This is a genomic window from Seonamhaeicola sp. ABD4_175 (genome assembly GCF_056160885.1).
The window spans coordinates 726,421-748,680 of record NZ_JBSWYC010000002.1; the positions used below are offsets into that span (position 1 = coordinate 726,421).

General features: G+C 31.6%; 24 protein-coding genes. 10 read left to right on the forward strand and 14 right to left on the reverse strand.

The features are described 5' to 3' along the window. Positions 1 to 81 precede the first annotated feature (81 nt). Genes ACXAG4_RS09535 through trmB form a run of 3 tightly spaced genes read right to left on the reverse strand, consistent with a single transcriptional unit; the run spans position 82 to position 1,724 of the window. On the reverse strand, positions 82 to 411 hold the full coding sequence (locus ACXAG4_RS09535; protein WP_475295847.1) for an MGMT family protein: 330 nt from the start codon (positions 409 to 411) through the stop codon (positions 82 to 84). A gap of 6 nt (positions 412 to 417) precedes the next feature. Beyond that, positions 418 to 1,047: a LysE family transporter gene (locus tag ACXAG4_RS09540; RefSeq protein ID WP_475295848.1), complete on the reverse strand. Its 630-nt coding sequence runs from the start codon at positions 1,045 to 1,047 to the stop codon at positions 418 to 420. Between the two features lie 2 nt (positions 1,048 to 1,049). Continuing rightward, entirely contained in the window at positions 1,050 to 1,724 is a 675-nt protein-coding gene (gene trmB / locus ACXAG4_RS09545) for a tRNA (guanosine(46)-N7)-methyltransferase TrmB (RefSeq protein ID WP_475295849.1), read from the reverse strand. Between the two features lie 190 nt (positions 1,725 to 1,914). Between trmB and ACXAG4_RS09550 the strand changes: the two genes are divergently transcribed. Next, positions 1,915 to 2,970: a glycosyltransferase gene (locus ACXAG4_RS09550; RefSeq protein WP_475295850.1), complete on the forward strand. Its 1,056-nt coding sequence runs from the start codon at positions 1,915 to 1,917 to the stop codon at positions 2,968 to 2,970. Here the strand turns inward: ACXAG4_RS09550 and ACXAG4_RS09555 are convergent. Then, positions 2,953 to 4,002 (reverse strand): sensor histidine kinase, encoded by a 1,050-nt coding sequence (locus ACXAG4_RS09555; protein ID WP_475295851.1) that lies wholly within the window; start codon positions 4,000 to 4,002, stop codon positions 2,953 to 2,955. The genes ACXAG4_RS09550 and ACXAG4_RS09555 overlap by 18 nt on opposite strands. Before the next feature lie 10 nt (positions 4,003 to 4,012). Further along, entirely contained in the window at positions 4,013 to 4,693 is a 681-nt protein-coding gene (locus ACXAG4_RS09560) for a response regulator transcription factor (protein WP_147134773.1), read from the reverse strand. 190 nt (positions 4,694 to 4,883) lie between these two features. Here ACXAG4_RS09560 and ACXAG4_RS09565 point away from each other — a divergent pair, with 190 nt between their 5' ends. From ACXAG4_RS09565 to ACXAG4_RS09575, 3 genes are all read left to right on the forward strand, one after another. Next, the gene (locus ACXAG4_RS09565) at positions 4,884 to 5,228 is read left to right on the forward strand and encodes a T9SS type A sorting domain-containing protein (protein WP_475295852.1); all 345 of its coding nucleotides are present in this window, start codon (positions 4,884 to 4,886) and stop codon (positions 5,226 to 5,228) included. A gap of 109 nt (positions 5,229 to 5,337) precedes the next feature. Beyond that, positions 5,338 to 6,228, forward strand: coding sequence for a T9SS type A sorting domain-containing protein (locus ACXAG4_RS09570; RefSeq protein WP_475295853.1), 891 nt, complete (start codon positions 5,338 to 5,340; stop codon positions 6,226 to 6,228). A 101-nt stretch (positions 6,229 to 6,329) separates the two neighbouring features. Beyond that, the gene (locus ACXAG4_RS09575) at positions 6,330 to 7,310 is read left to right on the forward strand and encodes a LuxE/PaaK family acyltransferase (protein ID WP_475295854.1); all 981 of its coding nucleotides are present in this window, start codon (positions 6,330 to 6,332) and stop codon (positions 7,308 to 7,310) included. A gap of 130 nt (positions 7,311 to 7,440) precedes the next feature. Here the strand turns inward: ACXAG4_RS09575 and tyrS are convergent, their stop codons facing one another. Beyond that, a complete protein-coding gene (gene tyrS, locus ACXAG4_RS09580; RefSeq protein ID WP_475295855.1) occupies positions 7,441 to 8,736 on the reverse strand; it encodes a tyrosine--tRNA ligase in 1,296 nt (431 codons plus the stop codon). A gap of 120 nt (positions 8,737 to 8,856) precedes the next feature. Between tyrS and ACXAG4_RS09585 the strand changes: the two genes are divergently transcribed. After that, the gene (locus tag ACXAG4_RS09585) at positions 8,857 to 9,864 is read left to right on the forward strand and encodes an NAD-dependent epimerase/dehydratase family protein (RefSeq protein WP_475295856.1); all 1,008 of its coding nucleotides are present in this window, start codon (positions 8,857 to 8,859) and stop codon (positions 9,862 to 9,864) included. On the opposite strand, the gene ACXAG4_RS09590 is transcribed toward ACXAG4_RS09585, so the two are convergent. From ACXAG4_RS09590 to ACXAG4_RS09600, 3 genes are read right to left on the reverse strand one after another with little or no spacing between them, the layout of a single operon-like run. Further along, entirely contained in the window at positions 9,865 to 10,371 is a 507-nt protein-coding gene (locus ACXAG4_RS09590) for a DUF4296 domain-containing protein (protein WP_475295857.1), read from the reverse strand. Beyond that, complete coding sequence (locus ACXAG4_RS09595; RefSeq protein WP_475295858.1) at positions 10,371 to 11,711, reverse strand: dihydroorotase; 1,341 nt, start codon at positions 11,709 to 11,711, stop codon at positions 10,371 to 10,373. The genes ACXAG4_RS09590 and ACXAG4_RS09595 overlap by 1 nt, the downstream gene beginning before the upstream one ends. Positions 11,712 to 11,738: 27 nt before the next feature. Next, a complete protein-coding gene (locus ACXAG4_RS09600) occupies positions 11,739 to 12,461 on the reverse strand; it encodes a polyprenol monophosphomannose synthase (RefSeq protein WP_475295934.1) in 723 nt (240 codons plus the stop codon). A gap of 116 nt (positions 12,462 to 12,577) precedes the next feature. Here ACXAG4_RS09600 and ACXAG4_RS09605 point away from each other — a divergent pair, with 116 nt between their 5' ends. Next, positions 12,578 to 13,222, forward strand: coding sequence for a DUF4271 domain-containing protein (locus tag ACXAG4_RS09605; protein WP_475295859.1), 645 nt, complete (start codon positions 12,578 to 12,580; stop codon positions 13,220 to 13,222). Between the two features lie 23 nt (positions 13,223 to 13,245). After that, positions 13,246 to 13,995 carry a uroporphyrinogen-III synthase gene (locus ACXAG4_RS09610; RefSeq protein WP_475295860.1) on the forward strand — a complete coding sequence of 250 codons (750 nt, stop codon included), beginning with the start codon at positions 13,246 to 13,248 and terminating at the stop codon, positions 13,993 to 13,995. Between the two features lie 73 nt (positions 13,996 to 14,068). On the opposite strand, the gene pckA is transcribed toward ACXAG4_RS09610, so the two are convergent. Together pckA and ACXAG4_RS09620 are read right to left on the reverse strand one after the other, a co-directional pair. After that, positions 14,069 to 15,685: a phosphoenolpyruvate carboxykinase (ATP) gene (gene pckA, locus ACXAG4_RS09615; RefSeq protein ID WP_475295861.1), complete on the reverse strand. Its 1,617-nt coding sequence runs from the start codon at positions 15,683 to 15,685 to the stop codon at positions 14,069 to 14,071. A 69-nt stretch (positions 15,686 to 15,754) separates the two neighbouring features. Further along, the gene (locus ACXAG4_RS09620) at positions 15,755 to 16,144 is read right to left on the reverse strand and encodes a DUF423 domain-containing protein (protein WP_475295862.1); all 390 of its coding nucleotides are present in this window, start codon (positions 16,142 to 16,144) and stop codon (positions 15,755 to 15,757) included. Between the two features lie 135 nt (positions 16,145 to 16,279). On the opposite strand from ACXAG4_RS09620, the gene ACXAG4_RS09625 reads away from it, so the two are divergent. Then, complete coding sequence (locus ACXAG4_RS09625; RefSeq protein WP_147134731.1) at positions 16,280 to 16,750, forward strand: Lrp/AsnC family transcriptional regulator; 471 nt, start codon at positions 16,280 to 16,282, stop codon at positions 16,748 to 16,750. A gap of 71 nt (positions 16,751 to 16,821) precedes the next feature. On the opposite strand, the gene ACXAG4_RS09630 is transcribed toward ACXAG4_RS09625, so the two are convergent. Beyond that, the gene (locus tag ACXAG4_RS09630; protein WP_475295863.1) at positions 16,822 to 18,366 is read right to left on the reverse strand and encodes a glycine--tRNA ligase; all 1,545 of its coding nucleotides are present in this window, start codon (positions 18,364 to 18,366) and stop codon (positions 16,822 to 16,824) included. Between the two features lie 130 nt (positions 18,367 to 18,496). Here ACXAG4_RS09630 and ACXAG4_RS09635 point away from each other — a divergent pair, with 130 nt between their 5' ends. Then, complete coding sequence (locus ACXAG4_RS09635; protein ID WP_475295864.1) at positions 18,497 to 19,177, forward strand: ComF family protein; 681 nt, start codon at positions 18,497 to 18,499, stop codon at positions 19,175 to 19,177. Positions 19,178 to 19,230: 53 nt separating this feature from the next. After that, positions 19,231 to 20,847 carry an Ig-like domain-containing protein gene (locus tag ACXAG4_RS09640; protein ID WP_475295865.1) on the forward strand — a complete coding sequence of 539 codons (1,617 nt, stop codon included), beginning with the start codon at positions 19,231 to 19,233 and terminating at the stop codon, positions 20,845 to 20,847. Here the strand turns inward: ACXAG4_RS09640 and ACXAG4_RS09645 are convergent. Both ACXAG4_RS09645 and ACXAG4_RS09650 read right to left on the reverse strand, forming a co-directional pair. Next, positions 20,831 to 21,613: an amidohydrolase gene (locus ACXAG4_RS09645; RefSeq protein ID WP_475295866.1), complete on the reverse strand. Its 783-nt coding sequence runs from the start codon at positions 21,611 to 21,613 to the stop codon at positions 20,831 to 20,833. The genes ACXAG4_RS09640 and ACXAG4_RS09645 overlap by 17 nt on opposite strands. 53 nt (positions 21,614 to 21,666) lie before the next feature. Then, positions 21,667 to 22,146 carry a hypothetical protein gene (locus ACXAG4_RS09650; RefSeq protein ID WP_475295867.1) on the reverse strand — a complete coding sequence of 160 codons (480 nt, stop codon included), beginning with the start codon at positions 22,144 to 22,146 and terminating at the stop codon, positions 21,667 to 21,669. Positions 22,147 to 22,260 lie beyond the last annotated feature (114 nt).

The following is a 22,260-nucleotide window of genomic DNA, read 5'->3' on the forward strand; positions in this document are numbered from 1 at the left end:
CTTAACACAAGTTTTGTTTATTATGCTATTTAATTTAGTTATTGCACTTTAAAAATGATTTTAAATAAGAATTAGCAAATATTACTGCGCTTCTGAAGGATCCCAAAACACGTTTTCAAAATTTTGAATTTGATTATTAACCACCTTAACACCTTCGCTTTCTAAAAGTTGTTGCATAAGGTTTGTGCCATCAAAATGATGTTTTCCGGTTAGCAATCCATTTCTATTTACAACCCTGTGTGCGGGCACATCTTTTCCGCCAGATCCGTTCATGGCATACCCAACCATTCGAGCGCTTTTGGCAGCTCCAAGATATTTTGCAATGGCTCCGTAACTTGTAACACGCCCGTATGGTATTAAACGTGCTACTTTGTAAACTTTTTCAAAAAAACTTAAGGTTTCGGGTTTCAAGGTGTTTTAAAGCTCTTTTACAATATTTATTAATGTTACTATTGAAATTATTCCGGTGATACCGCCAATAATGTAGTTCATATTTTTTTGTGATGTAAATGCCTTGTTTTTCACTTTATCAAAAAAGAAAATATACATGTAAAGCATTACAAAGGTACCTGAAACTGCACCAGCTACATACGCTATTACATTTATTTGCTCAAAATTAAGCCACCCAAATGATGCTAATGTAATAGTCATGTATGCTTGATATGGTATTGGAAACACATTTATTGATGACAAAAACAAACCTTGAAAAAACCTACTATGTTTACTTTTTGTTTTGGTTTTTATTTGCTGTTTGGTGGTTGCTTTAGCTACAAATAAAAAGTACACCGTAATAAGAACAAAAATTACAAAGGCTACACGTTGTAATACATCAACCACTTCTGGGTGCTTGCTTAAATACCTTGCAAAAACTGATGCCACATAGGTTTGTACTGCTACAATTACACAAACACCAATAGAAAATATTATACCACGATTATGCCCTTCTTTTAAGCTAATTTTTGCAGCCGTCATGTTTAACAGCCCTGGTGGTATTACTCCAACTAATGCAATAATTAAACCTAAAAAAAAGATGATGGTTATATTCAAAACTAGTTAATTTGAAATTTAATATACGTAATTGGTTTATTTTGCTCTAGGTATTGCGACTCATAAAATGTTTGAATAGCGGTAACTTCTTCTGGGCTTCCTTCTTGTTTATAAACATCATTATTGGCATATAGCACATTATGACCAGCACCATGAAGTAAACCTAATGTATAACCATGCATAAATTCACTGTCGGTTTTTAAATTCATAATACCATCAGGTTTAAGCACTGTTTTATATTTAGCTAAAAAATCGGCATTGGTTAAACGGTGTTTAGTACGCTTATATTTTATTTGCGGGTCTGGGAAAGTAATCCAAATTTCATCAACTTCATTAGCTTCAAAAGCAAAAGCTATTAATTCAATTTGAGTACGTAAAAAAGCAACATTGGGTATGTTTTCATCAATAGCTGTTTTAGCACCACGCCAAAAACGTGCGCCTTTAATATCTATGCCTACAAAATTTTTATTAGGGTATTTTTTAGCTAAGGCTACAGAATATTCGCCTTTACCGCAACCAAGCTCTAAAACTACAGGGTTATTATTTTTAAAAACTTTTGAGCGCCAGTTACCTTTTAACTCAAAAGTAGCATCAACCAACGCTTCTCTTTTAGGTTGAAATACGTTTGAAAATGTTTCGTTTTCTCTAAATCGTTTTAGTTTATTTTTACTTCCCACTGTGTTTTTAACTATTTCTTATTATTTGAAAATATTTGGTAAAATTAAGGAAATATACACAAGCCTTTATATGCTTATCTTTGTTTTTCTTATTTTTTGTGTTTGTGAAACTTTTTTAAGCACTTTCACACAAAAAATATTAAATAAAACCAACATTTTGGTTTTGCAAAAAACACCCAAATACACATTTGTGAAACACAATAAAAAACGAATTTTAGTAGCTCCTTTAAATTGGGGTTTAGGGCACGCTACCCGATGCATACCTATTGTAAAAGCCTTATTAGATCATGGTTTTGAACCCATTATAGCCAGTGATGGTGTTGCTTTAAAACTTTTACAAAAAGAGTTTCCTATGCTGTCATCTATTGAATTACCCGGATACAACGTAACCTACGCAAAAAATGGAAAAAACTTTAAAATGAAACTTATTAAAGATTCTCCTAAAGTTTTAAAAGCAGTTAAAAACGAAAAAAAAGCAATTAAAGATATTGTTGAAGCGCATCAAATTTCGGGTGTTATTTCTGATAACAGATTGGGTGTTTATAGCAAAAAAGTACCTTCGGTTTTTATAACACATCAACTTAACGTACTAAGCGGAAGTACCACTTGGTTTAGTACTAAAATGCACCAAAAAATTATAAAAAAATTTAGTGCATGTTGGGTACCTGATACTGATGGCGACATTAATTTAAGTGGAAAACTTGGACATACAAACACCTTTGACATCCCCTTAACTTACATTGGCCCATTAAGTAGATTTGAAAAGAAAACTACGACAAAAAACAATAAATTATTAGCTTTAATTTCTGGCCCCGAACCACAACGCGGTTTGTTAGTTGATAAATTACTTAATGAACTTAAAGATTACCCTGAAAAAACAATATTAGTTAAAGGCTTGATGGAAGATGAACAAACCATACAAGTTATGGGCAATATTACGGTTTACAATTTTATGACATCTGATCTTTTGGAAAAAACCATTAACGAAAGTGATATTGTTATTTCACGTTCTGGTTACACTACGGTAATGGATTTAGCAAAATTAAATAAAAAGGCTTTTTTTATACCAACACCTGGGCAATTTGAGCAAGAGTATTTAGCAAAACGTTTAACCGAAATGCGCCTTGTACCAAGTTGTAAACAAGATGATTTTAAAATTGAAAAAATTGAAGACGTTAAAAACTTTGAAGGTTTAAAGGCTTTTGATTTTGATGTAGATTACAAAAAATTATTCAGCCTTTTCTAAGGTGAATGAAAACTCACTACCAACACCATATTCACTTTCAACATAAATTTTTTCGTTGTGTGCTTCAATAATATGTTTTACTATTGATAAGCCTAAACCAGAACCACCCTCTTTTCTTGAGCCACTTTTATCAACTCTAAAAAAGCGCTCAAACAAACGTTTAATGTGCTCTTTTTCAATACCTTCACCATTATCTGTAACACGTACAATTACTTTGTTCTTTATTAAGTTTTCAATACTAATTTCGGTGGTTCCTTTAATTCTACCATATTTTAAAGAATTTACAACTAGGTTTGCCAACACTTGCTGTATACGTTCTTTATCTGCCCTAACCATTATTGGTTCGGTGTAATCCATATCAAAGGTTAAAGTAATTTTCTTTTTTGCGGCTTTCATTTCAAACATATCAAATACGTTTTCAACAAGCTCAACAATATCAAAAGCTTCGGTTTTTAAACTTAAATCGCCTACCTCAAGTTTGGTAATCATATCTAAGTCTTTAATAATATACCCTAACCTTTCAATGCCTTTACTTGCTCTTTCAAGGTATTTAAGTCTAATGTTTTCATCATCCATACCACCATCAAGCAGCGTTAAAATATAGCCTTGTACTGTAAACAATGGTGTTTTAAGCTCATGTGATACATTACCTAAAAATTCTTTACGGTATTGTTCTCTTACTTTTAAGGTTTCAATTTCTATTTTTTTGTCTTTTGCAAATTTATCAATCTCACGGGTAAGTGTTTTCATGTCTGTTGTAATGGCCGTTTTATTTAAACTAGCCGATTCTAACAACGTTAAATCATCATAAATTCTTTTTACACGTTTGTAAATGAATTTTTCAATTCTAAATTGAATAATTATAAAGCAAAATATATATACACAAGTAGCAAAAACAGGTATATAATACCACTGTGGTGGATGAAAATAATATAAAAAAACGCTTATTAAAAGCGTTATAAATGCGGTTATGTATAAAGACGTGTTTATAGCAAACCTATATGTTTTTTTAAACTTTGCTTGCGCTTGCATGTGGTACTAACTAATCTACAAATTTATACCCAACGCCTTTAATGGTTTTAAAACTATCATCACCTAATTTTTCGCGTAGTTTTCTAATGTGAACATCAATGGTTCTGCCACCAACAACTACTTCATTACCCCAAACGGTGTCTAATATTTCATCTCGTTTAAAAACCTTTCCTGGCTTTGAGGCTAACAAAGATAATAATTCAAATTCTTTTCTTGGCAATATTATTTCTTTGCCTTTTGATGTTACTTTATATTCGTCTCTGTTTATTACAAGACTGCCTATTTTAACGGTATCAGAAACATCTTCTTCTTTGTAACGGCGTAGTAATGCTTTAACCTTGCTTACCAATACTTTTGGTTTTATTGGTTTGGTTATATAATCATCAGCACCAGCATCAAAACCTGCTACTTGCGAGTAATCTTCACCTCTTGCAGTTAAAAAAGTTATAATTGTGTTTTTTAAGTCTGGATTTTTACGCAATAATTCACATGCTTCAATACCGTCCATTTCAGGCATCATTACATCTAAAATAATGAGTTGAGGCAATTCTTTTTTTGCTTTTTTAACGCCTTCACTTCCGTTTTCGGCAGTTATTACTTGGTAGCCTTCACTTGTTAAATTGTAGCCTACAATTTCTAAAATGTCTGGCTCATCATCAACTAACAATATTTTAATGTCCTTTTTTTTCATTTTTAATAATTTCAAAAGGTAAAGATAAAACTAAAAGCATAATATACTCATTATTGACTAATTAATAACATTAAGGTAACAAAGTACTTACGAAAAGTTAACCTTTCGATGTATTGCGCAAATGTTTAACACTTTTTTGGTATAAATTTTGTTGTGTTTTCTTAAATTTACACTACCTAAACGGTACTTTATGGGAAAAAATTACTTTTTATCTGTTTTTTTTATGCTAGTTTTTTTGTTTTGTACCCAAAACGGTATATCTCAAATTTATGCAACAAATACGCCTGCTAAAAACAATATTGAAGGTTTATCTATTTACCCCAACCCTGTAAAAAGCGGCCATACCTTTATATACATATCTTCGAAAAAAAATTTAACAAAGCATGTTGAGTTTTTTAATGTAATAGGAAAATTAATTTACAAAACTAAGCTAATTGGCAAAGAGTTAAACATAGCCAATTTAAGCAAAGGCGTGTATATTTTAAAAATATCTGAAAATAACGTTAGCGAAACCAGAAAATTAGTGATAAAGTAAAGATAACGTTATTTACGTGTAAAAAAAACATCAATTTACACATAACACTTAAAATACCTTAAAGTTTATACATAATTTAGGAGCTTAATTAATTTAAACTCTCATCCTTATGAAAAAACTTTACTTCTTTCTACTTACTATTTTATTAGCAAATGCTTCTTTTGGGCAAACAACTTTAGCCACAGATAATTTTACTTATCCAAATGGACCATTGGTTGGCAACGGCTCTTGGACAACACAAGGTGGAACAGCCGGAACTCTTCTTGTAACGAGTGAAGAGATAGCCGTTTCACAAGATAGTGGCTCTGAAGATGCTGAATTGAAATTTGCAGACAATTTAACAACAGGTGTAATTACTGCTACTTTTGATATTAAAGTTTCTGCAACTGCTATTACTGGAACTGATTTTGAATACTTTGCTCATTTTTCTAATGATACAAGTTTTGACTTTAGAACACGTATAGATGTAGTATCTCCAAACGCTACTGGAGATTATAGTTTAGGCTTAAGCGCTGCATCAAGTACCAATGATGCAAAACTTACTACTGATTTTAATTTTGGAGATACTGTTTCAGTTGAAATATCATTTAACCTAGATACTGGAGTTGCTTCTCTTACTGTAGGCAGCGAAACGATAACTTCAAATGGCAGCACTGGAGAAACACTTGATACTTTCAATTTAAGACAATCAAATTCTTCATCAGATGAAACAATTTTTGTTGACAATTTAGTAATCACTCATGCAACTACCCTTTCATCTAACCAAAAACAAATAAAAGGGTTTGCTTTGTATCCAAATCCGGCAAAAGGCTTTGTTAATATTACTAGCCAAAGCAATGCAAAAATTTCAGTATCAGTTTTTGATATGTTAGGCAAGCAAGTAATTAATGCCGTTACAAACAATAACACCCTAAACGTTTCAAGTTTAAAAGCTGGTGTTTATGTTTTAAAAGCTACGCAAAACAATGCTGTAACTACACAAAGATTAGTTATTAAATAATGAATTGAATACACATACATTTAAAAGCGTTGCAATAGCAACGCTTTTTTATTTTAACTACTTTTGTATTTTGTTTTTATTTGAAGAAAATTGCTTGATAAATGACAGATTACCATAGTATTTTTAACATTAAAACTAACGAAGCTTTTGAAAAAAAGGCTCTTGAAATTTTTAAATTTCAGTTTGAAAACAATAGGGTTTACAGGTCTTTTTGCGATTTACTCTATAAAACACCCAGCGATGTTAAAACCTTAACAGATATTCCGTTTTTACCCATTCAGTTTTTTAAATCGCATACTGTTTTAAGTTCAGAAAACACCATTGAAACCACTTTTACAAGCTCTGGCACCACTGGGCAAAATACCAGTAAACACCATGTAACCAATATTAAAATTTATGAAAACAGCTTTAATTTTGGGTTTACAGAATTTTATGGCAATGTTGAAGATTATGTGGTTTTAGCACTACTACCATCATATTTAGAGCGCCAAGGCTCTTCATTAATTTATATGGTTGATGCGCTTATAAAACAATCAAAACAGCCCGAAAGTGGTTTTTATTTAAATAACTTATCAGAATTAAAAAACACCCTATTAAGGTTAAATTCTGAAGGAAAAAAAACACTACTAATTGGTGTGTCTTTTGCACTTTTAGATTTAGTTGAAACCTATAAATTCAATTTAAAAAACACGATAATAATGGAAACTGGCGGCATGAAAGGCCGCAGAAAAGAGTTGATACGTGATGAGCTTCATACGTTATTAAAAAAAGGTTTTGGTGTTGATAAAATACATAGTGAATATGGCATGACCGAACTTTTAAGTCAGGCTTATTCAAAAGGCAACGGCGTTTTTACCTGCCCAGGTTGGATGCGTATTTTAACCCGCGACACCGAAGACCCATTAACTATTAAAAAAACAGAAAAAACAGGCGGATTAAACATTATAGATTTGGCTAATATTAATTCTTGCTCCTTTATTGCCACACAAGATTTGGGCCGTTTAAATACTGATGGCTCTTTTGAAATTATTGGCAGATTTGACCATTCTGATATTCGCGGATGCAATTTAATGGTACTTTAAAAAAATTAAAATACACCTGTAAGGTTTTTAACTTTTAACAGACCAAATAAAAGAGCTAAGAAAAAGAAAGATTAGTTTTTATTTAATTGGTTAGTGATAAGGCTTGGTTTTTACACCAAGCCTTATTTTTTTATACTATTCTTAAAATGAAGTAATTTTTTTTACCACGCTGCAATAACACAAACTTATTGTTTATTAAATCTGAAGCAGTAATACTATAATCTTCTTTTACTTTTTCTTTATTTACAGAAATTGAATTTTCTTTTAAAGCGCGTCTTGCCTCTCCGTTAGATTTTAAAAACCCACCCTTTTCGGCCAAAGCAGCTACCATATCTAATCCGTTTTCAATATCACTTTTTGAAATTTCGGTTAACGGCACACCATCAAACACATCTAAAAATGTTTGCTCGTTTAATGCTTTTAAATCTTCACTGGTTGATTTTCCAAATAAAATACCACTGGCTTTTATGGCGTTATCTAAATCTTCTTTAGAGTGTACCATGGTAGTAATTTCTTCAGCTAAACGTTTCTGTAAATCACGTAAATGCGGTGCTTCTTTGTGTTCTTCAACTAAAGTTTCTATAGCCTCTTTAGTTAAAAAAGTAAATATTTTAATGTACTTTTCAGCATCTTCATCACTGGTATTTAACCAATATTGGTAAAATTTATATGGTGATGTTCTGTTAGCATCTAACCACACGTTTCCGCCTTCGGTTTTACCAAATTTAGTACCATCGGCTTTTGTTATTAATGGGCAAGTTAATGCGTAACCTTTACCACCGCCAATACGCCTAATAAGCTCTGTACCTGTGGTAATGTTTCCCCATTGGTCACTTCCGCCCATTTGTAAGGTGCAGTTTTTTTCTTTGTATAAATGAAGAAAATCATACCCTTGTACTAATTGATAAGTAAATTCTGTGAAAGACATGCCTTCTTTAGCTTCAGAAGACAAACGTTTTTTTACAGAATCTTTAGCCATCATGTAATTTACGGTAATGTGCTTACCTACGTCTCTAATAAATTCTAGAAACGAAAAATCTTTCATCCAATCGTAATTATTTACTAAAACGGCAGCATTGGCTTCGCTACTTTCAAAATCTAAAAAACGTGCTAATTGGCTTTTAATAGCATTTTGATTGTGGCGAAGTGTTTTTTCATCTAACAAATTACGTTCGGCAGATTTTCCTGAAGGATCACCAATCATACCTGTAGCACCACCAACAAGCGCATAAGGTTTGTGGCCTGCTAATTGAAAATGACGCAACATCATAACACTTACCAAGTGCCCAATATGTAAAGAATCGGCCGTTGGGTCTATACCTACATAGGCGCTTTGCATACCAGACATTAAATGTTCATCGGTTCCTGGCATGGCATCATGTAGCATACCTCTCCATGTTAATTCTTCAACAAAATTCATTTTCATCTTTAATATAATTTATTGTACTGCAAATATAAAAATACCATACAATTAGTAGGTTATAATTAGTATTCTTTCTGAAGCTTTTTAGCTTAGGCTAATTAAAATATTCATTATTTTAGCCACATGATTTTAGTTACAGGCGGTACAGGTTTAGTTGGATCTCATTTGCTTTACAAACTTATAAGTAATGGCGAAAAAGTAAGGGCTATTTACCGAAACCAAAAAAAACTTGAAAATATTAAAAACGTATTTTCATGCTACACTAATAATTACCTTGAGCTTTACAATAAAATTGAATTTGTTGAAGCTGATATTTTAAACATTCCGTTGTTAACTGATGCTTTTAAAGGTGTTTCATACGTATATCATTGCGCAGCATTTGTATCTTTTGAACCTGATAAATACCAACTCTCTAGAAAAACTAATATTGAAGGTACAGCCAATGTTGTAAACCTATGCTTAGCAAATAGCATTAAAAAGCTATGCCATGTAAGCTCTATTGCTACTTTAGGAGACAGTACAAATAATGCGTTAATTGATGAAGATGCTATTTGGAATCCTGAAGCCGATAACAGTATTTATAGCATTACTAAATACGGTGCCGAAATGGAAGTTTGGCGCGGTACCCAAGAAGGTTTAAATGCTGTTATTGTAAATCCTGGGGTTATTTTAGGCGCAGGTATTTGGCGCTATGGCACCGGAAACTTATTTAAACGCGCACAGAAAGGTTTTACCTATTACACCAATGGTACTATTGGCTTGGTAGCAGTTAATGATGTTGTAGATATTATGATAGCGCTTGTAAAAAGCACTATTACTAAAAAGCGCTTTGTTTTAGTTGCAGAAAACTGGACTTACAAACAATTTTTACAAGCATTAGCAAAATCTGTAAACAAAAAAGCACCCAAAAAACAAGCACCTATTTTTCTTTTAACAATAGCTTGGAAGTTAGATTGGTTAAAAACAAAACTTACAGGTAAAAGACGTGTACTTACTAAACATGTAGCATCTGCATTAACCACCGAAAAAAACTATAGCAGCAAGCATGTTGAAACTGCCATAAACTATACGTTTACACCTATTAATAAAACAATAGAAAATATTGGTGCTTGTTTTTTAAAGCAACACTAATTACAACTCAATATCTAAATTTTCTAATTCTTGTATTGTTTTGTCATCAATTGACGGTGCTGGTTTTACAGTGTTTTTACCTTTTTTAAATTTAATAGAATCGCGTGTTTTTAAAACGTCATTTAAAGAATCTTCACTATGTTTAACACGCTTTTTTTGTTCTTCTTTTTGTATCTTTTGGTAATGCTCTTTAAGTTTTACTAAACTATCATTTACCATTTGGTAAATTTCTTCATAGTCTTTCATTTTGTATGTATAATACACATTACTTTCGGCAAATTGCAAACTATCAATATTATACTTATTGTAAATATAGGTATTTGGAAAAATACCTTTGTCTTCTAAAGTTTTTCTGTTTACAGCATTTGCAGACCCTACTAATTTGGCATCTATTAAAATATTAACCATTTGTTTTTTAGAAATTAAATTCTTTGGCTTCTTAGGGCTATTATTACACCCTATAAAACTCAAAATGGTTAAAAAAACTATAAAAAAACGTTTCAACATTACCTATTAAAAGTTAATCGTTTAGCATATTTTGCATTACTAAATTTTGCATTTTGGTAAGCAATATTACCATTTACAAAGGTATGCGTTATTCTAGATTTAAAGGTTGTGCCCTCAAAAGGAGACCAGCCACATTTGTACAATATATTTTCTTTAGTTACTGTCCATGGGTTGTTTAAATCTACCAACACTAAATCTGCATAATAACCTTCTTTAATATAACCGCGACTTTCAACATCAAATAAAATAGCTGGGTTATGGCACATTTTTTCAACTATTTTTTCAATAGAAATTTTACCTCTATGGTACATTTCTAACATAGCCGGTAAAGCATGCTGCACTAATGGCCCACCAGAAGGTGCTTTAGTATAAACGTTTTTTTTCTCTTCTAAAGTATGTGGTGCGTGGTCTGTTGCTATAACATCAATTCTGTCATCTAGTAAAGCTTCCCAAAGCTGTTCTCTATCTTCAGCTGTTTTCACTGCCGGATTCCATTTTATTAATGTGCCTTTCTTTTCATAATCTTCATCAGAAAACCATAAGTGATGTATGCAAACTTCGGCCGTTATTTTTTTATCTTTTAAAGGTGTTTTGTTTTCAAATAGACTAGTTTCTTTTCCTGTAGATAAATGAAAAACATGTAACCTTGCACCGGTTTCTTTTGCTAATTCTATAGCTTTTGAAGATGATAAATAACAAGCATCTTCACTTCTAATTATGGGGTGTTGTGAAATAGGAATATCATCACCATACTTTTCAATATGTGCTTGTAAATTGTTTTTTATTGTGTTTTCATCTTCACAATGTACTGATATTCTTAAATTGGTATTTTTAAAGATATTTTTTAAAACCTCAGGGTCATCTACCAACATATTTCCTGTTGAAGACCCCAAAAACAATTTTAAACCTGCTGCTTGATTAGCATCTAATTTTAAAATTTCGTTTAAATTATCGTTTGTACCACCAAACATAAAAGAGTAATTAGCCGATGATGTTTTTGCTGCAATGGCAAATTTTTCTTCTAATTTTTCAACAGTTGTAGTTTGCGGGTTGGTATTGGGCATTTCAATAAATGATGTAATACCACCGGCTATTGCTGCTTTAGACTCGGTTTCAATGTTTGCTTTTTGTGTAAGTCCTGGCTCTCTAAAATGTACTTGATCATCAATAACACCAGGTAAGAGATATTTGCCTTCTGCATCTAAAACTAATACATCGGCAGATTTTGGTGTTAAAGATTCTCCTATTTTCTTTATGTACTCGCCTTCTATTAATATATCGCCATTAAAAATAGCCCCCTCATTAACTATATTGGCATTTTTAATTAGTGTTTTTTTCATTTATTTATATTTAAATAGAATTACGTTTTACTTTTTAAATAAGCTTTTAATTTTCATTGAGACAACACCAAAAATAGCTTCAGATATTATGCCGCGGTGTAATTTAGATTCGCCTTTAGTTCTATCTGTAAAAATTACGGGCACTTCAACAATTGTAAAGTTTTTTAAATAAGCTTTAAATTTCATTTCAATTTGAAATGCATACCCAATAAACTTTACAGCATCTAAATTTATAGCTTTAAGCACATGGTTTTTATAGCACACAAAACCCGCTGTGGTATCTGTAATATTCATACCCGTTATAAAACGCACGTACTTTGATGCAAAGTACGACATAAGTACTCTTCCCATAGGCCAATTTACCACATTTACACCTGTTTTGTAACGTGAACCTATTGATACATCGGCACCATCAATAGCACATGCATTGTATAGTTTTGGTAAATCGTTTGGGTTATGTGAAAAATCGGCATCCATTTCAAAAATATAATCATAACCCTTACTTAAAGCCCATTTAAAACCATGAATATAAGCCGTACCAAGTCCAGATTTTTCTTTTCTTATTTCTAAAAACAATCTGTTACTGTAACTTTTTTGAAGCTCCTTAACTTTTATAGCTGTTAAATCTGGTGAATTATCATCAACAATAAGCACATGAACATCATTAGATTGCCCTAAAACTGCCTTTATTATAGCTTCAATATTCTCAATTTCATTATACGTTGGAATAATAACTACAGCTCCTACCATTCTAATACTCTTGAACATTTAATTTTGGCAAATGTACATTATTAAGCCCGTATTTTTTTTAAATTTTCCTTAATAATTTTAAGCTTCTTCTTAATAAAATATAATAATTTTAAGGCATGCTTAGAGAAATTATACATAATGAACTTTTTACCATTTTGCTAGTTATTGGTATCGCTTTAGTTGCTATTGCTAAATTAGCTGATCCAAAGCGGTTTAACGACTTTATTTATGTAATAGGAAACTCTAAATATTTAAAAATTTACTCTAGAGAACAGAAGTTTTTTGATAAGTTTGATGCTCTTTTATTTTGCAACTTAATAATTTGTGCCGCTACTTTTACATATGTTGTTTACAGGCATTTTACTAATATTAAAAGTACCAATGTTAATTTATTATTTAAAATGGCGGTTGGTATTGGCGCTTTTATACTTATAAAAGTACTTTTAGAAAGGCTTATAGCCAGCCTTTTTGAAATTGACAAATTAGTTGACAACTATATATTTCAAAAAATAAGCTACAAAAATTACATTGGTATTTTATTACTGCCTATAAATGCTATTTTACTATACAAAATTCAAGTTTCTTTAACGGTAATTTACATAATGGTTATTATTTTATTAATTGCAAATATTATAGGAATAATAACATCATTTAAAATGCATCAAAGTTTTATAAAAAACTATTTATTCTATTTTATTTTGTATCTTTGCGCACTTGAAATAACACCCTATCTTATATTATACAAGGTGTTTATGAGTTAATACAGAACAAACTACTTGTGCCTATGAAAGTGAAAACAATTTTAGTATCTCAACCAGAACCTAAAATAGAGAACTCACCATACTTTGATTTACAAGAAAAACGAAAAGTAAAAATTGATTTCAGACCGTTTATTCATGTTGAAGGTGTACCTGCAAAAGAAGTAAGACACCAAAAGGTTGATTTAAATAATTACACAGCCATAATTTTAACTAGTAGAAATGCTGTAGATCACTTTTTTAGAGTAGCTGAAGAAATGCGCTTTAAAGTACCAGATACATTGAAATATTTTTGTCAATCTGAAGCTGTTGCTTATTACCTTCAAAAATATGTTGTGTATAGAAAACGTAAAATTTATGTTGGTAAACGTACATTTTCTGAGCTTTCACCATTAATAAAAAAGTATAAAGACGAAAAGTTTTTATTACCAAATACCGATAAAGTTAAACAAGAAGTACCTGACACATTAGATGCCTTAGGTGTAGATTGGAAACAGGCCACTTTTTACAAAACTGTAGTGAGTGATTTATCAGATTTAGCTAATGTTTATTATGATGTTTTAGTATTTTTTAGTCCGTCTGGAATTGAATCTTTATTTCAAAATTTCCCAGATTTCAAACAAAATGACACTAGAATAGCTGTTTTTGGAAACACAACTATAAAAGCGGTTGAAGCTAAAGGTTTGCGTGTAGATATTGCTGCACCAACACCCGAAACACCTTCAATGACAATGGCTTTAGAAAAATACATTGACAAAGTTAATAAAGGGAAATAATTACCATAAAATACTATTAAAAAAGGCTGATTTTTTTTAAAAAACCAGCCTTTTTTCTTTAACTAATAAACACTTAAAATGCGTAGCGTTGCGGTCCGCCACGTCTTATCTCTTCACTACAGTGCGCTTCAAACTTTTTAAAATTTTCTCTAAAAGCATTTGTTAATTTAAAGGCTGTAGTGTAATATGCTTTATCATCATTCCAAGTAGCTCTTGGGCTTAATACACTTGTTGGCACGCCAGGGCAACTTCTTGGTTGAGCTACTCCAAATACAGAGTGAATATGGTAATCGTCATAATTATACAAACCTAAATCACCATTTAAAACGGCATTTATCATGGCCCGTGTATATTTAAGTTCCATACGCTTTCCTACACCATAAGGGCCACCCGTCCACCCAGTATTTACCAACCAAACATTAACGCCAGATTTAACCATTTTTTCACTTAGCATTTCAGCATATTTTGCTGGATGTAAAGGCATAAAAGGCGCACCAAAACATGCTGAAAAAGAAGGTACAGGCTCAACGACACCTGCTTCAGTTCCTGCTACTTTTGCTGTATAACCCGATATAAAATGATATGCAGCCTGACTTGGTGTTAATTTTGAAATTGGCGGAATTACACCAAAAGCATCAGCCGTTAAAAAGAAAATATTTTTTGGGTTTTTGCCTATTGAAGGCACTTTTATATTTTCAATATGATGAATTGGATAACTAACCCTTGTATTTTGTGTAATGGAAGTATTTGCAAAATCTACCACACCATTATCATCTAATATAACATTTTCTAATATGGCGCCTTTTTTAATGGCATCATAAATTTCAGGTTCTTTATCTCTTGAAAGGTTAATTACTTTAGCATAACAACCACCTTCAAAATTAAAAACGGTGTTTTCGTTTGTCCAACCGTGTTCATCATCACCTATTAAACTTCTTTTTGGATCTGTTGATAGTGTGGTTTTTCCCGTACCAGATAATCCAAAGAAGATAGCAGTATCACCCTTTTCACCAACATTGGCACTACAGTGCATTGGCAATGTGTTTTTAAAAACTGGTAATATAAAATTTAAAGCTGAAAATATACCTTTTTTAATTTCGCCTGTATAACCTGTACCGCCAATAAGTGCTATTTTTTTTGAAAAATCTAAAATTGCAAAATTATGTTGTCTTGTACCATCAACTTCAGGATTTGCCATAAAACCTGGGGCATTTACAACCGTCCATTGCGGATTAAAATTATCTAACTCTTCATCAGTAGGTCTTAAAAACATGTTGTAAGCAAATTGATTGCTCCAAGGATATTCATTTATTACACGTATGCTCAGTTTATAATTTTCATCGGCGCATGCGTAAGAATCGCGTACAAATATTTCTTTGTTAGAGAGGTAATTAACAACTTTACTATAAAGTTTATCAAATTTATCTGCATCAAAAGGAATATTAATATCGCCCCACCAAACGCGGTCTTTGGTAATATCATCTTTAACAATAAACCTGTCTTTAGGTGAGCGCCCTGTAAATTCACCGGTATTAACTGCCAAAGCACCAGACGAGGCCTGAGCACCTAAGCCCTTTTTAATTGATATTTCATGAAGTGCTTCTGCCGAAAGCTGGTAATGTAATGTAGCATTTTTTATGCCGTAACGTTCTAACGAAATCGTTTTCGTAGTTTGGGTGTTTTTATCCATAAATTCGTAAAAATTTAAGTTTTACGCAAAATTAATAGTTTTATTTTGATAATTATACTTTTTAAACAGCTATTTCTGTTTAATTTTTAAAAATTTCACAATTAAAATACTCCAAGCAACTACAAGTAACAAACCACCAATTGGGGTTACAAAACCAATAGTTTTAAAGTTAAAAGCAGACAGATTATTAGTTGCTAAACCATAAATAGACCCCGAAAAGAACAAGACTCCACAAACTACTAAATAGAAAATAATAACCTTGGTTTTTTCAGTTAAAAAAGAAGTACCTCCTACAAAAAGCAAAAATAATGCATGATACATTTGATAGCGCACGCCTGTTTCAAAAGTTTTTTGAGCCTCCGTTGAGATTAATGATTTTAAACCGTGTGCGCCAAAAGCACCTAAAATTATGGCAATTACACCAAATATAGTACCTGCTAATAATATTTTTTTGGTCATTATTTATTGTATTAATATTGCAAAATTAGTGAACTAAAACTAGTAATTTATTTACCGGGTTAATCAATTTTAATATTTTAGTTTTAAATTGAAATCAAATTATTAAATTAGCCTTTTAAACAGAAATCATTTTAAATGAAATCAAAAGACAAAGCTTTAACAATAGACGGAATAGACAAAAAGATATTGCGTGCCCTTATGGTAGATGCTAGAACGCCCATTTTAGAAATAGCCCGAAACGTTGGCATTTCTGGGGCTGCCATACACCAGCGTTTACGTAAACTTGAAAAATCTGGTTTAATAACTGGTTCAAAATTTGTAATAAACCCAAGAGTTTTAGGCTACACAACTGTAGCTTTTATTGGTGTTTATTTAGATAAAGCCATACATAACCCAGAAGCTATTAAACAACTTAAAAAAGTGCCCGAAGTACTAGAATGCCATTATACAACTGGCAATTGGAATGTACTTATTAAAATTATTTGTAAAAATAATGCACATTTAATGCACTTATTAAATGACGAAATACAAACTATTTCGGGAGTTTCTAGAACTGAAACATTTATTTCACTAGATCAACAAATTGATCGCCAAATGAAGATATAAATAAAAACCCCGAGCTAACACTCGGGGTTTTTTATTGATAATTATAATAGTTTTTTTACTAAAAGTTTTTACTACTTCATTTTCATTAACCAATTACGTACATCAACTTCTTGTTTAATGATGTTTCTTAATTCATCAATTTTAACGCGTTGTTGCTCCATAGTATCTCTATGCCTTATGGTAACGGTATTATCTTCAATGGTATCATGATCTACTGTAATACAAAATGGCGTTCCGTTAGCATCTTGCCTACGGTAACGGCGTCCTACAGCGTCTTTTTCATCATAAATAACATTAAAATCCCATTTTAATTCATCAACAATTTTACGTGCTATTTCAGGCAAACCATCTTTTTTAACCAGCGGCAAAATAGCTGCTTTTACTGGCGCTAAAACACTTGGCAATTTTAAAACAGTTCTGGTAGTACCATTTTCTAATTCTTCTTCTTGTAATGCATTAGAGAAAACTGCTAAAAACATTCTATCTAAACCAATTGATGTTTCTAATACATAGGGCACATAGCTTTTGTTCTCTTCAGGATCAAAATATTGTAATTTTTTACCTGAAAATTTTTCATGCTGACTTAAATCGAAATCAGTTCTAGAATGTATCCCTTCTAATTCTTTAAAACCAAACGGAAATTTAAACTCAATATCGGCAGCAGCATCAGCATAATGTGCTAATTTTTCGTGGTCATGAAAACGGTATAAATCTTCGCCCATACCTAAACTTAAGTGCCATTTTAGGCGGGTTTCTTTCCAGTGTTCATACCATTCTTTTTGTGTGCCTGGTTTAATAAAAAATTGCATTTCCATTTGTTCAAACTCACGCATTCTAAATATAAATTGTCTGGCAACAATTTCGTTTCTAAATGCTTTACCTGTTTGCGCAATGCCAAACGGAATTTTCATTCTTCCTGTTTTCTGTACATTCAAGAAGTTTACAAAAATACCCTGAGCTGTTTCTGGGCGCAGGTATAAATCCATAGCACTTTCTGCACTTGCGCCTAGTTTTGTACCAAACATAAGGTTAAACTGTTTAACGTCTGTCCAGTTTTTGCTTCCGGTTAGCGGGTCTGCAATTTCTAATTCTTCAATTAGGGCTTTAACATCGGCTAAATCTTCGTTTTCTAAAGATTTTGCCATTCTAGATAGAATTCTATTTATTTTTTCTTGATAACCAAGCACTCTACCATTGGTAGTTACAAATTCTTCTTTGTTAAAAGCATCACCAAAACGTTTAGCTGCTTTTTTTACTTCTTTATCAATTTTAGCTTCTATTTTAGCACAATAATCTTCAATTAAAACATCGGCTCTGTAGCGTTTTTTAGAATCTTTATTATCAATTAAAGGGTCATTAAACGCATCTACGTGTCCTGATGCTTTCCAAGTGGTTGGGTGCATAAAAATTGCAGCATCTATACCAACAATATTTTCATGCATTTGTACCATGGCTTTCCACCAATAATCTCGTATGTTTTTCTTTAGTTCGGCTCCGTTTTGTGCATAGTCATAAACAGCGCTTAAACCATCATAAATTTCGCTACTTTGAAATACATATCCGTATTCCTTTGCATGCGATATAACCTTCTTAAATTTATCGTCTTGATTTGCCATAGGTGCAAAAATATAAAACGCCCTGAAACTAAAAGCGTCCAACATTAAAATTTATTGAAATTTGTGGTATTTTTATGTAAGTTTACTCATCTATTTTCTAAATTAAATAAACTTCACAATACCAAAATAAATGATAGCTGATGTAGTAAACTTATTTTTTCCTAAGGTTTGTTATGCCTGCCATAGTTTGCTACAAGATAATGAACACGATATTTGTATTGATTGCCGGCATGATTTACCTGTTACAAACTTTCATTTTGATGATAATAATAGCGTTAAAAAAGTACTTTATGGCCGTGTAAAAATTGAATTAGGCACCGCTCTTTTTAGGTTTGAAAAAAAGAGCAACGTACAAAGGCTCATACATGGCTTAAAATATAAAGGCTATGAAAAAATTGGGTTTACACTTGGCAATTGGCTTGGTGGTGAGCTTAAAAATATTGATGCCTACAGAAATATTGATTGTGTAATACCCGTACCTTTGCACAAAAAGAAATTACAAAAACGTGGTTATAACCAAGTAACTAAATTTGGACAACAATTAGCACTTGCATTAAATGCCCAATTTATTGATAATGTATTGGTAAAAATTACAAATACCACTTCACAAACCAACAAAACACGTGTTGCACGCTGGAAAAACACTAACGAACTTTTTGCATTAAAAAATATGCAACACATTGAAAACAAACATATTTTATTAGTTGATGATATTATAACAACTGGCGCTACCTTAGAAGCGTGTGCCACGGTGTTACAACAAGCTAAAAACATAAAAATTAGCATTGCCACCATGGCAATAGTACCGTAATTTGCACGTTATATTTCTAATTTTATGTAGGTTTGTGCAAAATTAAGTTGGTAATGAATAAAACCCTTTCAAACGTTGTTTTATTAGTTTTTTTTGGAACGCTTTTAATTAATTGCGCTAACCGTGGTACACCCGATGGCGGCCCAAAAGATGAAGAACCTCCAAAAATTGAAAAATCGTCTCCAGAGAACTATTCTACCAATTTTAAAGGCAATGAAATTGAGGTTGAATTTGATGAGTATATAAAAATTAAAAACATTGAAAAACAACTCATTATTTCGCCACCAATGAAATACCAACCTGAAATTAGGCCAATGAGTGGCGCTAGTAAAACAATAAAAATTAAAATTATTGACACACTTTTACCAAACACCACCTATGCTTTTAACTTTGGAAATAGTATTGTAGATAATAACGAAGGAAACCCATACCCGTACTACAGATATGTGTTTTCTACCGGAGATTACATAGATTCTTTAAAAGTACAAGGCCAAATTATTGATGCTTATAACAGAGCACCAGAAACCTTTGTAAATGTAGCTTTATATGAAGTAGATTCTACCTTTACAGATTCTATTGTTTATAAAGAAGTACCTAAATACATCACCAACACACTTGATAGTCTTACCACATTTTCTATTGAAAATATTAAAGCCGGCAAATATATGCTTATGGCTTTAAAAGATAATAATGGTGATAATAAATTTCAGCAAAAAACAGATCAAATTGCATTTCATAAAACGTTTATTAACATACCTACAGATACCACATACACATTAAAACTTTTTAAAGAAGCGTTAGATTTTAAAGCTGTAAACCCAAAGCTTATTTCTGGTGAAAAAATTGCTTTTGGTTATGAAGGAGATTATAAAAACATGCAAATAAAAATACAGTCTGAAACACCCAAAGATTTCAAGTATAAAATCACTAAAGATAAAGAAACAGACACACTATACTACTGGTACAAACCAAGGTTAGAGGTAGATTCGTTGTTATTTAAAGTAACAAACACCAATTATGAAAAAGATTTTACAGCAAGAATTAGCGTGCAAGAACGCGATTCTTTAATGCTTAATGCCAACCCTACAAGTTCTATTTCTTTAAATGAAGATTTTAAAATTTCAGGCACAACACCACTTACTTTTTTTGATGCTGAAAAAGTAACTTTAATAGACAAAGATTCTACCAAAGTAAACTTTACCACAGCATTTGATACTATTAACAACACCTATGTTTTCAAATTTAAAAAAGCGTATGAAAACAATTATAATTTTGAAATAAAACCCGAAGCTTTTGAAGATTTTTACGGCACTTTTAATACAGATACACTAAACTATAGTGTTAGCACCAGAAAAGAATCTGATTATGGTTACGCGCGTTTTACATTAGTTAATGCCAAATACCCACTTATACTTCAATTAACCAATGATAAAGGCGATGTTAAATTTGAAACTTATGTTGAAAAACAACAAGAAGTAGACTTTTTAAATGTTACACCCGGAAAATATTTTGTAAGAGCCATACATGATGCTAACGGTAACAAAAAATATGATTCTGGTAATTATTTAAAAAAGATACAGCCAGAACACGTGAGCCACTTTATTTTTGACAATGACGAAGAAATAAGAGCCAATTGGGGTTTAATACAAACGCTTAAATTTTTAGACTAAAAGCATCCTTATCATCTAGAAAGCGTAGCGCGTTTCTATATTTTAAAACATGTTGTTTTTGCAAGGTTACAACTTCAACCTGTGTTTTATTTGGTTGTGTATTTGTAATTTTAGCACCTAAAACATCATATACTGCAGAGTTGCCTGAGTATTCAATACTTAAACCATCTACACCAACTCTGTTAACTCCAATGCAATAACTCATATTCTCAATAGCTCTTGCTTTTAAAAGCGCATCCCAAGCATTTATACGTTTTTTGGGCCAGTTGGCAACGTATAATAACACATCATAATCTGTTGTGTTTCTTGCCCAAACAGGAAACCGCAAATCATAACAAACTAAAGGGCAAAATTTCCAACCTTTATAATTAACAATAAGCTGCTTAATTCCTTTTGTGTATACTTTATCTTCACCGGCTAATGTAAATGTATGTCGTTTATTGTAACTGTATATTTTTCCGTTAGGTTCAACAAAAATTAAGCGGTTGTAATAATTATTATTTTCAGTTATTACAACACTACCCACAATTGCAAGCTGGTGTTTTTTGGCGGTATCTATCATCCAATTAACTGTTTTACCTTGCATGGTTTCGGCAACAGTTTGGGCATTCATTGTAAAACCTGTTGTAAACATTTCTGGCAACACAACAACATCTACATTTTGTGGTAGTGCTTGTATTTTATTGTAAAAATTAAACCGATTTTGTTCAGGGTTTTCCCAAACTAAATCGGTTTGAATTAGTGCTATATTTAGTTCGTTTTGCATATTGAAAATTACTTATTTAAAACAGCAAAACCAAACTTAAACTACGTTTACACTTAAATAGATTTAAGTTTTTTTTCGGCTTTAATAAACTTTTCATTAAGCTTTTCTAGCTTTTGCTCATATTGTATTTCTTTAATTGGAGATAGCTTTCCTTTTTCTTTTAAGCGTTTAAACTTAGCTTGTGTTTTTTCTAAATTATTTTTTGCTTTATTGTAGTTGGCCTGTATCGTTTCTTTTCGTTTTAATGCTTTGGTTGCTTTTTTACGTTTTTGCGCTTCTTTTTTTCTTTCTTTTTCGGCTTTCTTTAAATCTTTCTCTTGCTTTAGTTTTGTTTTCGCGTCAGCTTTTTCATTTTTTAATGTAGCTTTAATAGCCTCTTGTTCGGCTTCGGTTAAGGTGGCCGTTACATCTTCACCATTTTTATAAATTTTACTGCCTTTTAGCTTGTAATTAACCGTATTTACTTTACTATTTTGAGCGTTACATGTTATACTAAAAAACCCAAAGCTTAGTACTAAAATTAAAAGTTTCATATGTAATATTAAGTTTATTTTTTATTAAGACACACTGCATTAAAAAAAGTTACATACAAAAAAAAGTAACGTTTAGGTTGGATTTTTAAACGTTACTTTTATAAATGGCTTAAC

Excerpts from the sequence above, each read along its gene's own strand:
- ACXAG4_RS09585 (WP_475295856.1), top strand. The coding sequence starts at position 8,857 with ATGATTTTAGTTACAGGCGGTACAGGTTTAGTTGGATCTCATTTGCTT.
- ACXAG4_RS09635 (WP_475295864.1), top strand. The coding sequence starts at position 18,497 with ATGATAGCTGATGTAGTAAACTTATTTTTTCCTAAGGTTTGTTATGCC.
- pckA (WP_475295861.1), bottom strand. The coding sequence starts at position 15,685 with ATGGATAAAAACACCCAAACTACGAAAACGATTTCGTTAGAACGTTAC.
- ACXAG4_RS09575 (WP_475295854.1), top strand. The coding sequence starts at position 6,330 with ATGACAGATTACCATAGTATTTTTAACATTAAAACTAACGAAGCTTTT.
- ACXAG4_RS09590 (WP_475295857.1), bottom strand. The coding sequence starts at position 10,371 with ATGTTGAAACGTTTTTTTATAGTTTTTTTAACCATTTTGAGTTTTATA.
- ACXAG4_RS09560 (WP_147134773.1), bottom strand. The coding sequence starts at position 4,693 with ATGAAAAAAAAGGACATTAAAATATTGTTAGTTGATGATGAGCCAGAC.
- tyrS (WP_475295855.1), bottom strand. The coding sequence starts at position 8,736 with ATGAAAATGAATTTTGTTGAAGAATTAACATGGAGAGGTATGCTACAT.
- ACXAG4_RS09640 (WP_475295865.1), top strand. The coding sequence starts at position 19,231 with ATGAATAAAACCCTTTCAAACGTTGTTTTATTAGTTTTTTTTGGAACG.
- ACXAG4_RS09565 (WP_475295852.1), top strand. The coding sequence starts at position 4,884 with ATGGGAAAAAATTACTTTTTATCTGTTTTTTTTATGCTAGTTTTTTTG.
- ACXAG4_RS09570 (WP_475295853.1), top strand. The coding sequence starts at position 5,338 with ATGAAAAAACTTTACTTCTTTCTACTTACTATTTTATTAGCAAATGCT.
- ACXAG4_RS09610 (WP_475295860.1), top strand. The coding sequence starts at position 13,246 with ATGAAAGTGAAAACAATTTTAGTATCTCAACCAGAACCTAAAATAGAG.
- ACXAG4_RS09620 (WP_475295862.1), bottom strand. The coding sequence starts at position 16,144 with ATGACCAAAAAAATATTATTAGCAGGTACTATATTTGGTGTAATTGCC.
- ACXAG4_RS09605 (WP_475295859.1), top strand. The coding sequence starts at position 12,578 with ATGCTTAGAGAAATTATACATAATGAACTTTTTACCATTTTGCTAGTT.
- ACXAG4_RS09630 (WP_475295863.1), bottom strand. The coding sequence starts at position 18,366 with ATGGCAAATCAAGACGATAAATTTAAGAAGGTTATATCGCATGCAAAG.
- ACXAG4_RS09625 (WP_147134731.1), top strand. The coding sequence starts at position 16,280 with ATGAAATCAAAAGACAAAGCTTTAACAATAGACGGAATAGACAAAAAG.
- ACXAG4_RS09595 (WP_475295858.1), bottom strand. The coding sequence starts at position 11,711 with ATGAAAAAAACACTAATTAAAAATGCCAATATAGTTAATGAGGGGGCT.
- ACXAG4_RS09600 (WP_475295934.1), bottom strand. The coding sequence starts at position 12,461 with ATGGTAGGAGCTGTAGTTATTATTCCAACGTATAATGAAATTGAGAAT.
- ACXAG4_RS09650 (WP_475295867.1), bottom strand. The coding sequence starts at position 22,146 with ATGAAACTTTTAATTTTAGTACTAAGCTTTGGGTTTTTTAGTATAACA.
- ACXAG4_RS09555 (WP_475295851.1), bottom strand. The coding sequence starts at position 4,002 with ATGCAAGCGCAAGCAAAGTTTAAAAAAACATATAGGTTTGCTATAAAC.
- ACXAG4_RS09645 (WP_475295866.1), bottom strand. The coding sequence starts at position 21,613 with ATGCAAAACGAACTAAATATAGCACTAATTCAAACCGATTTAGTTTGG.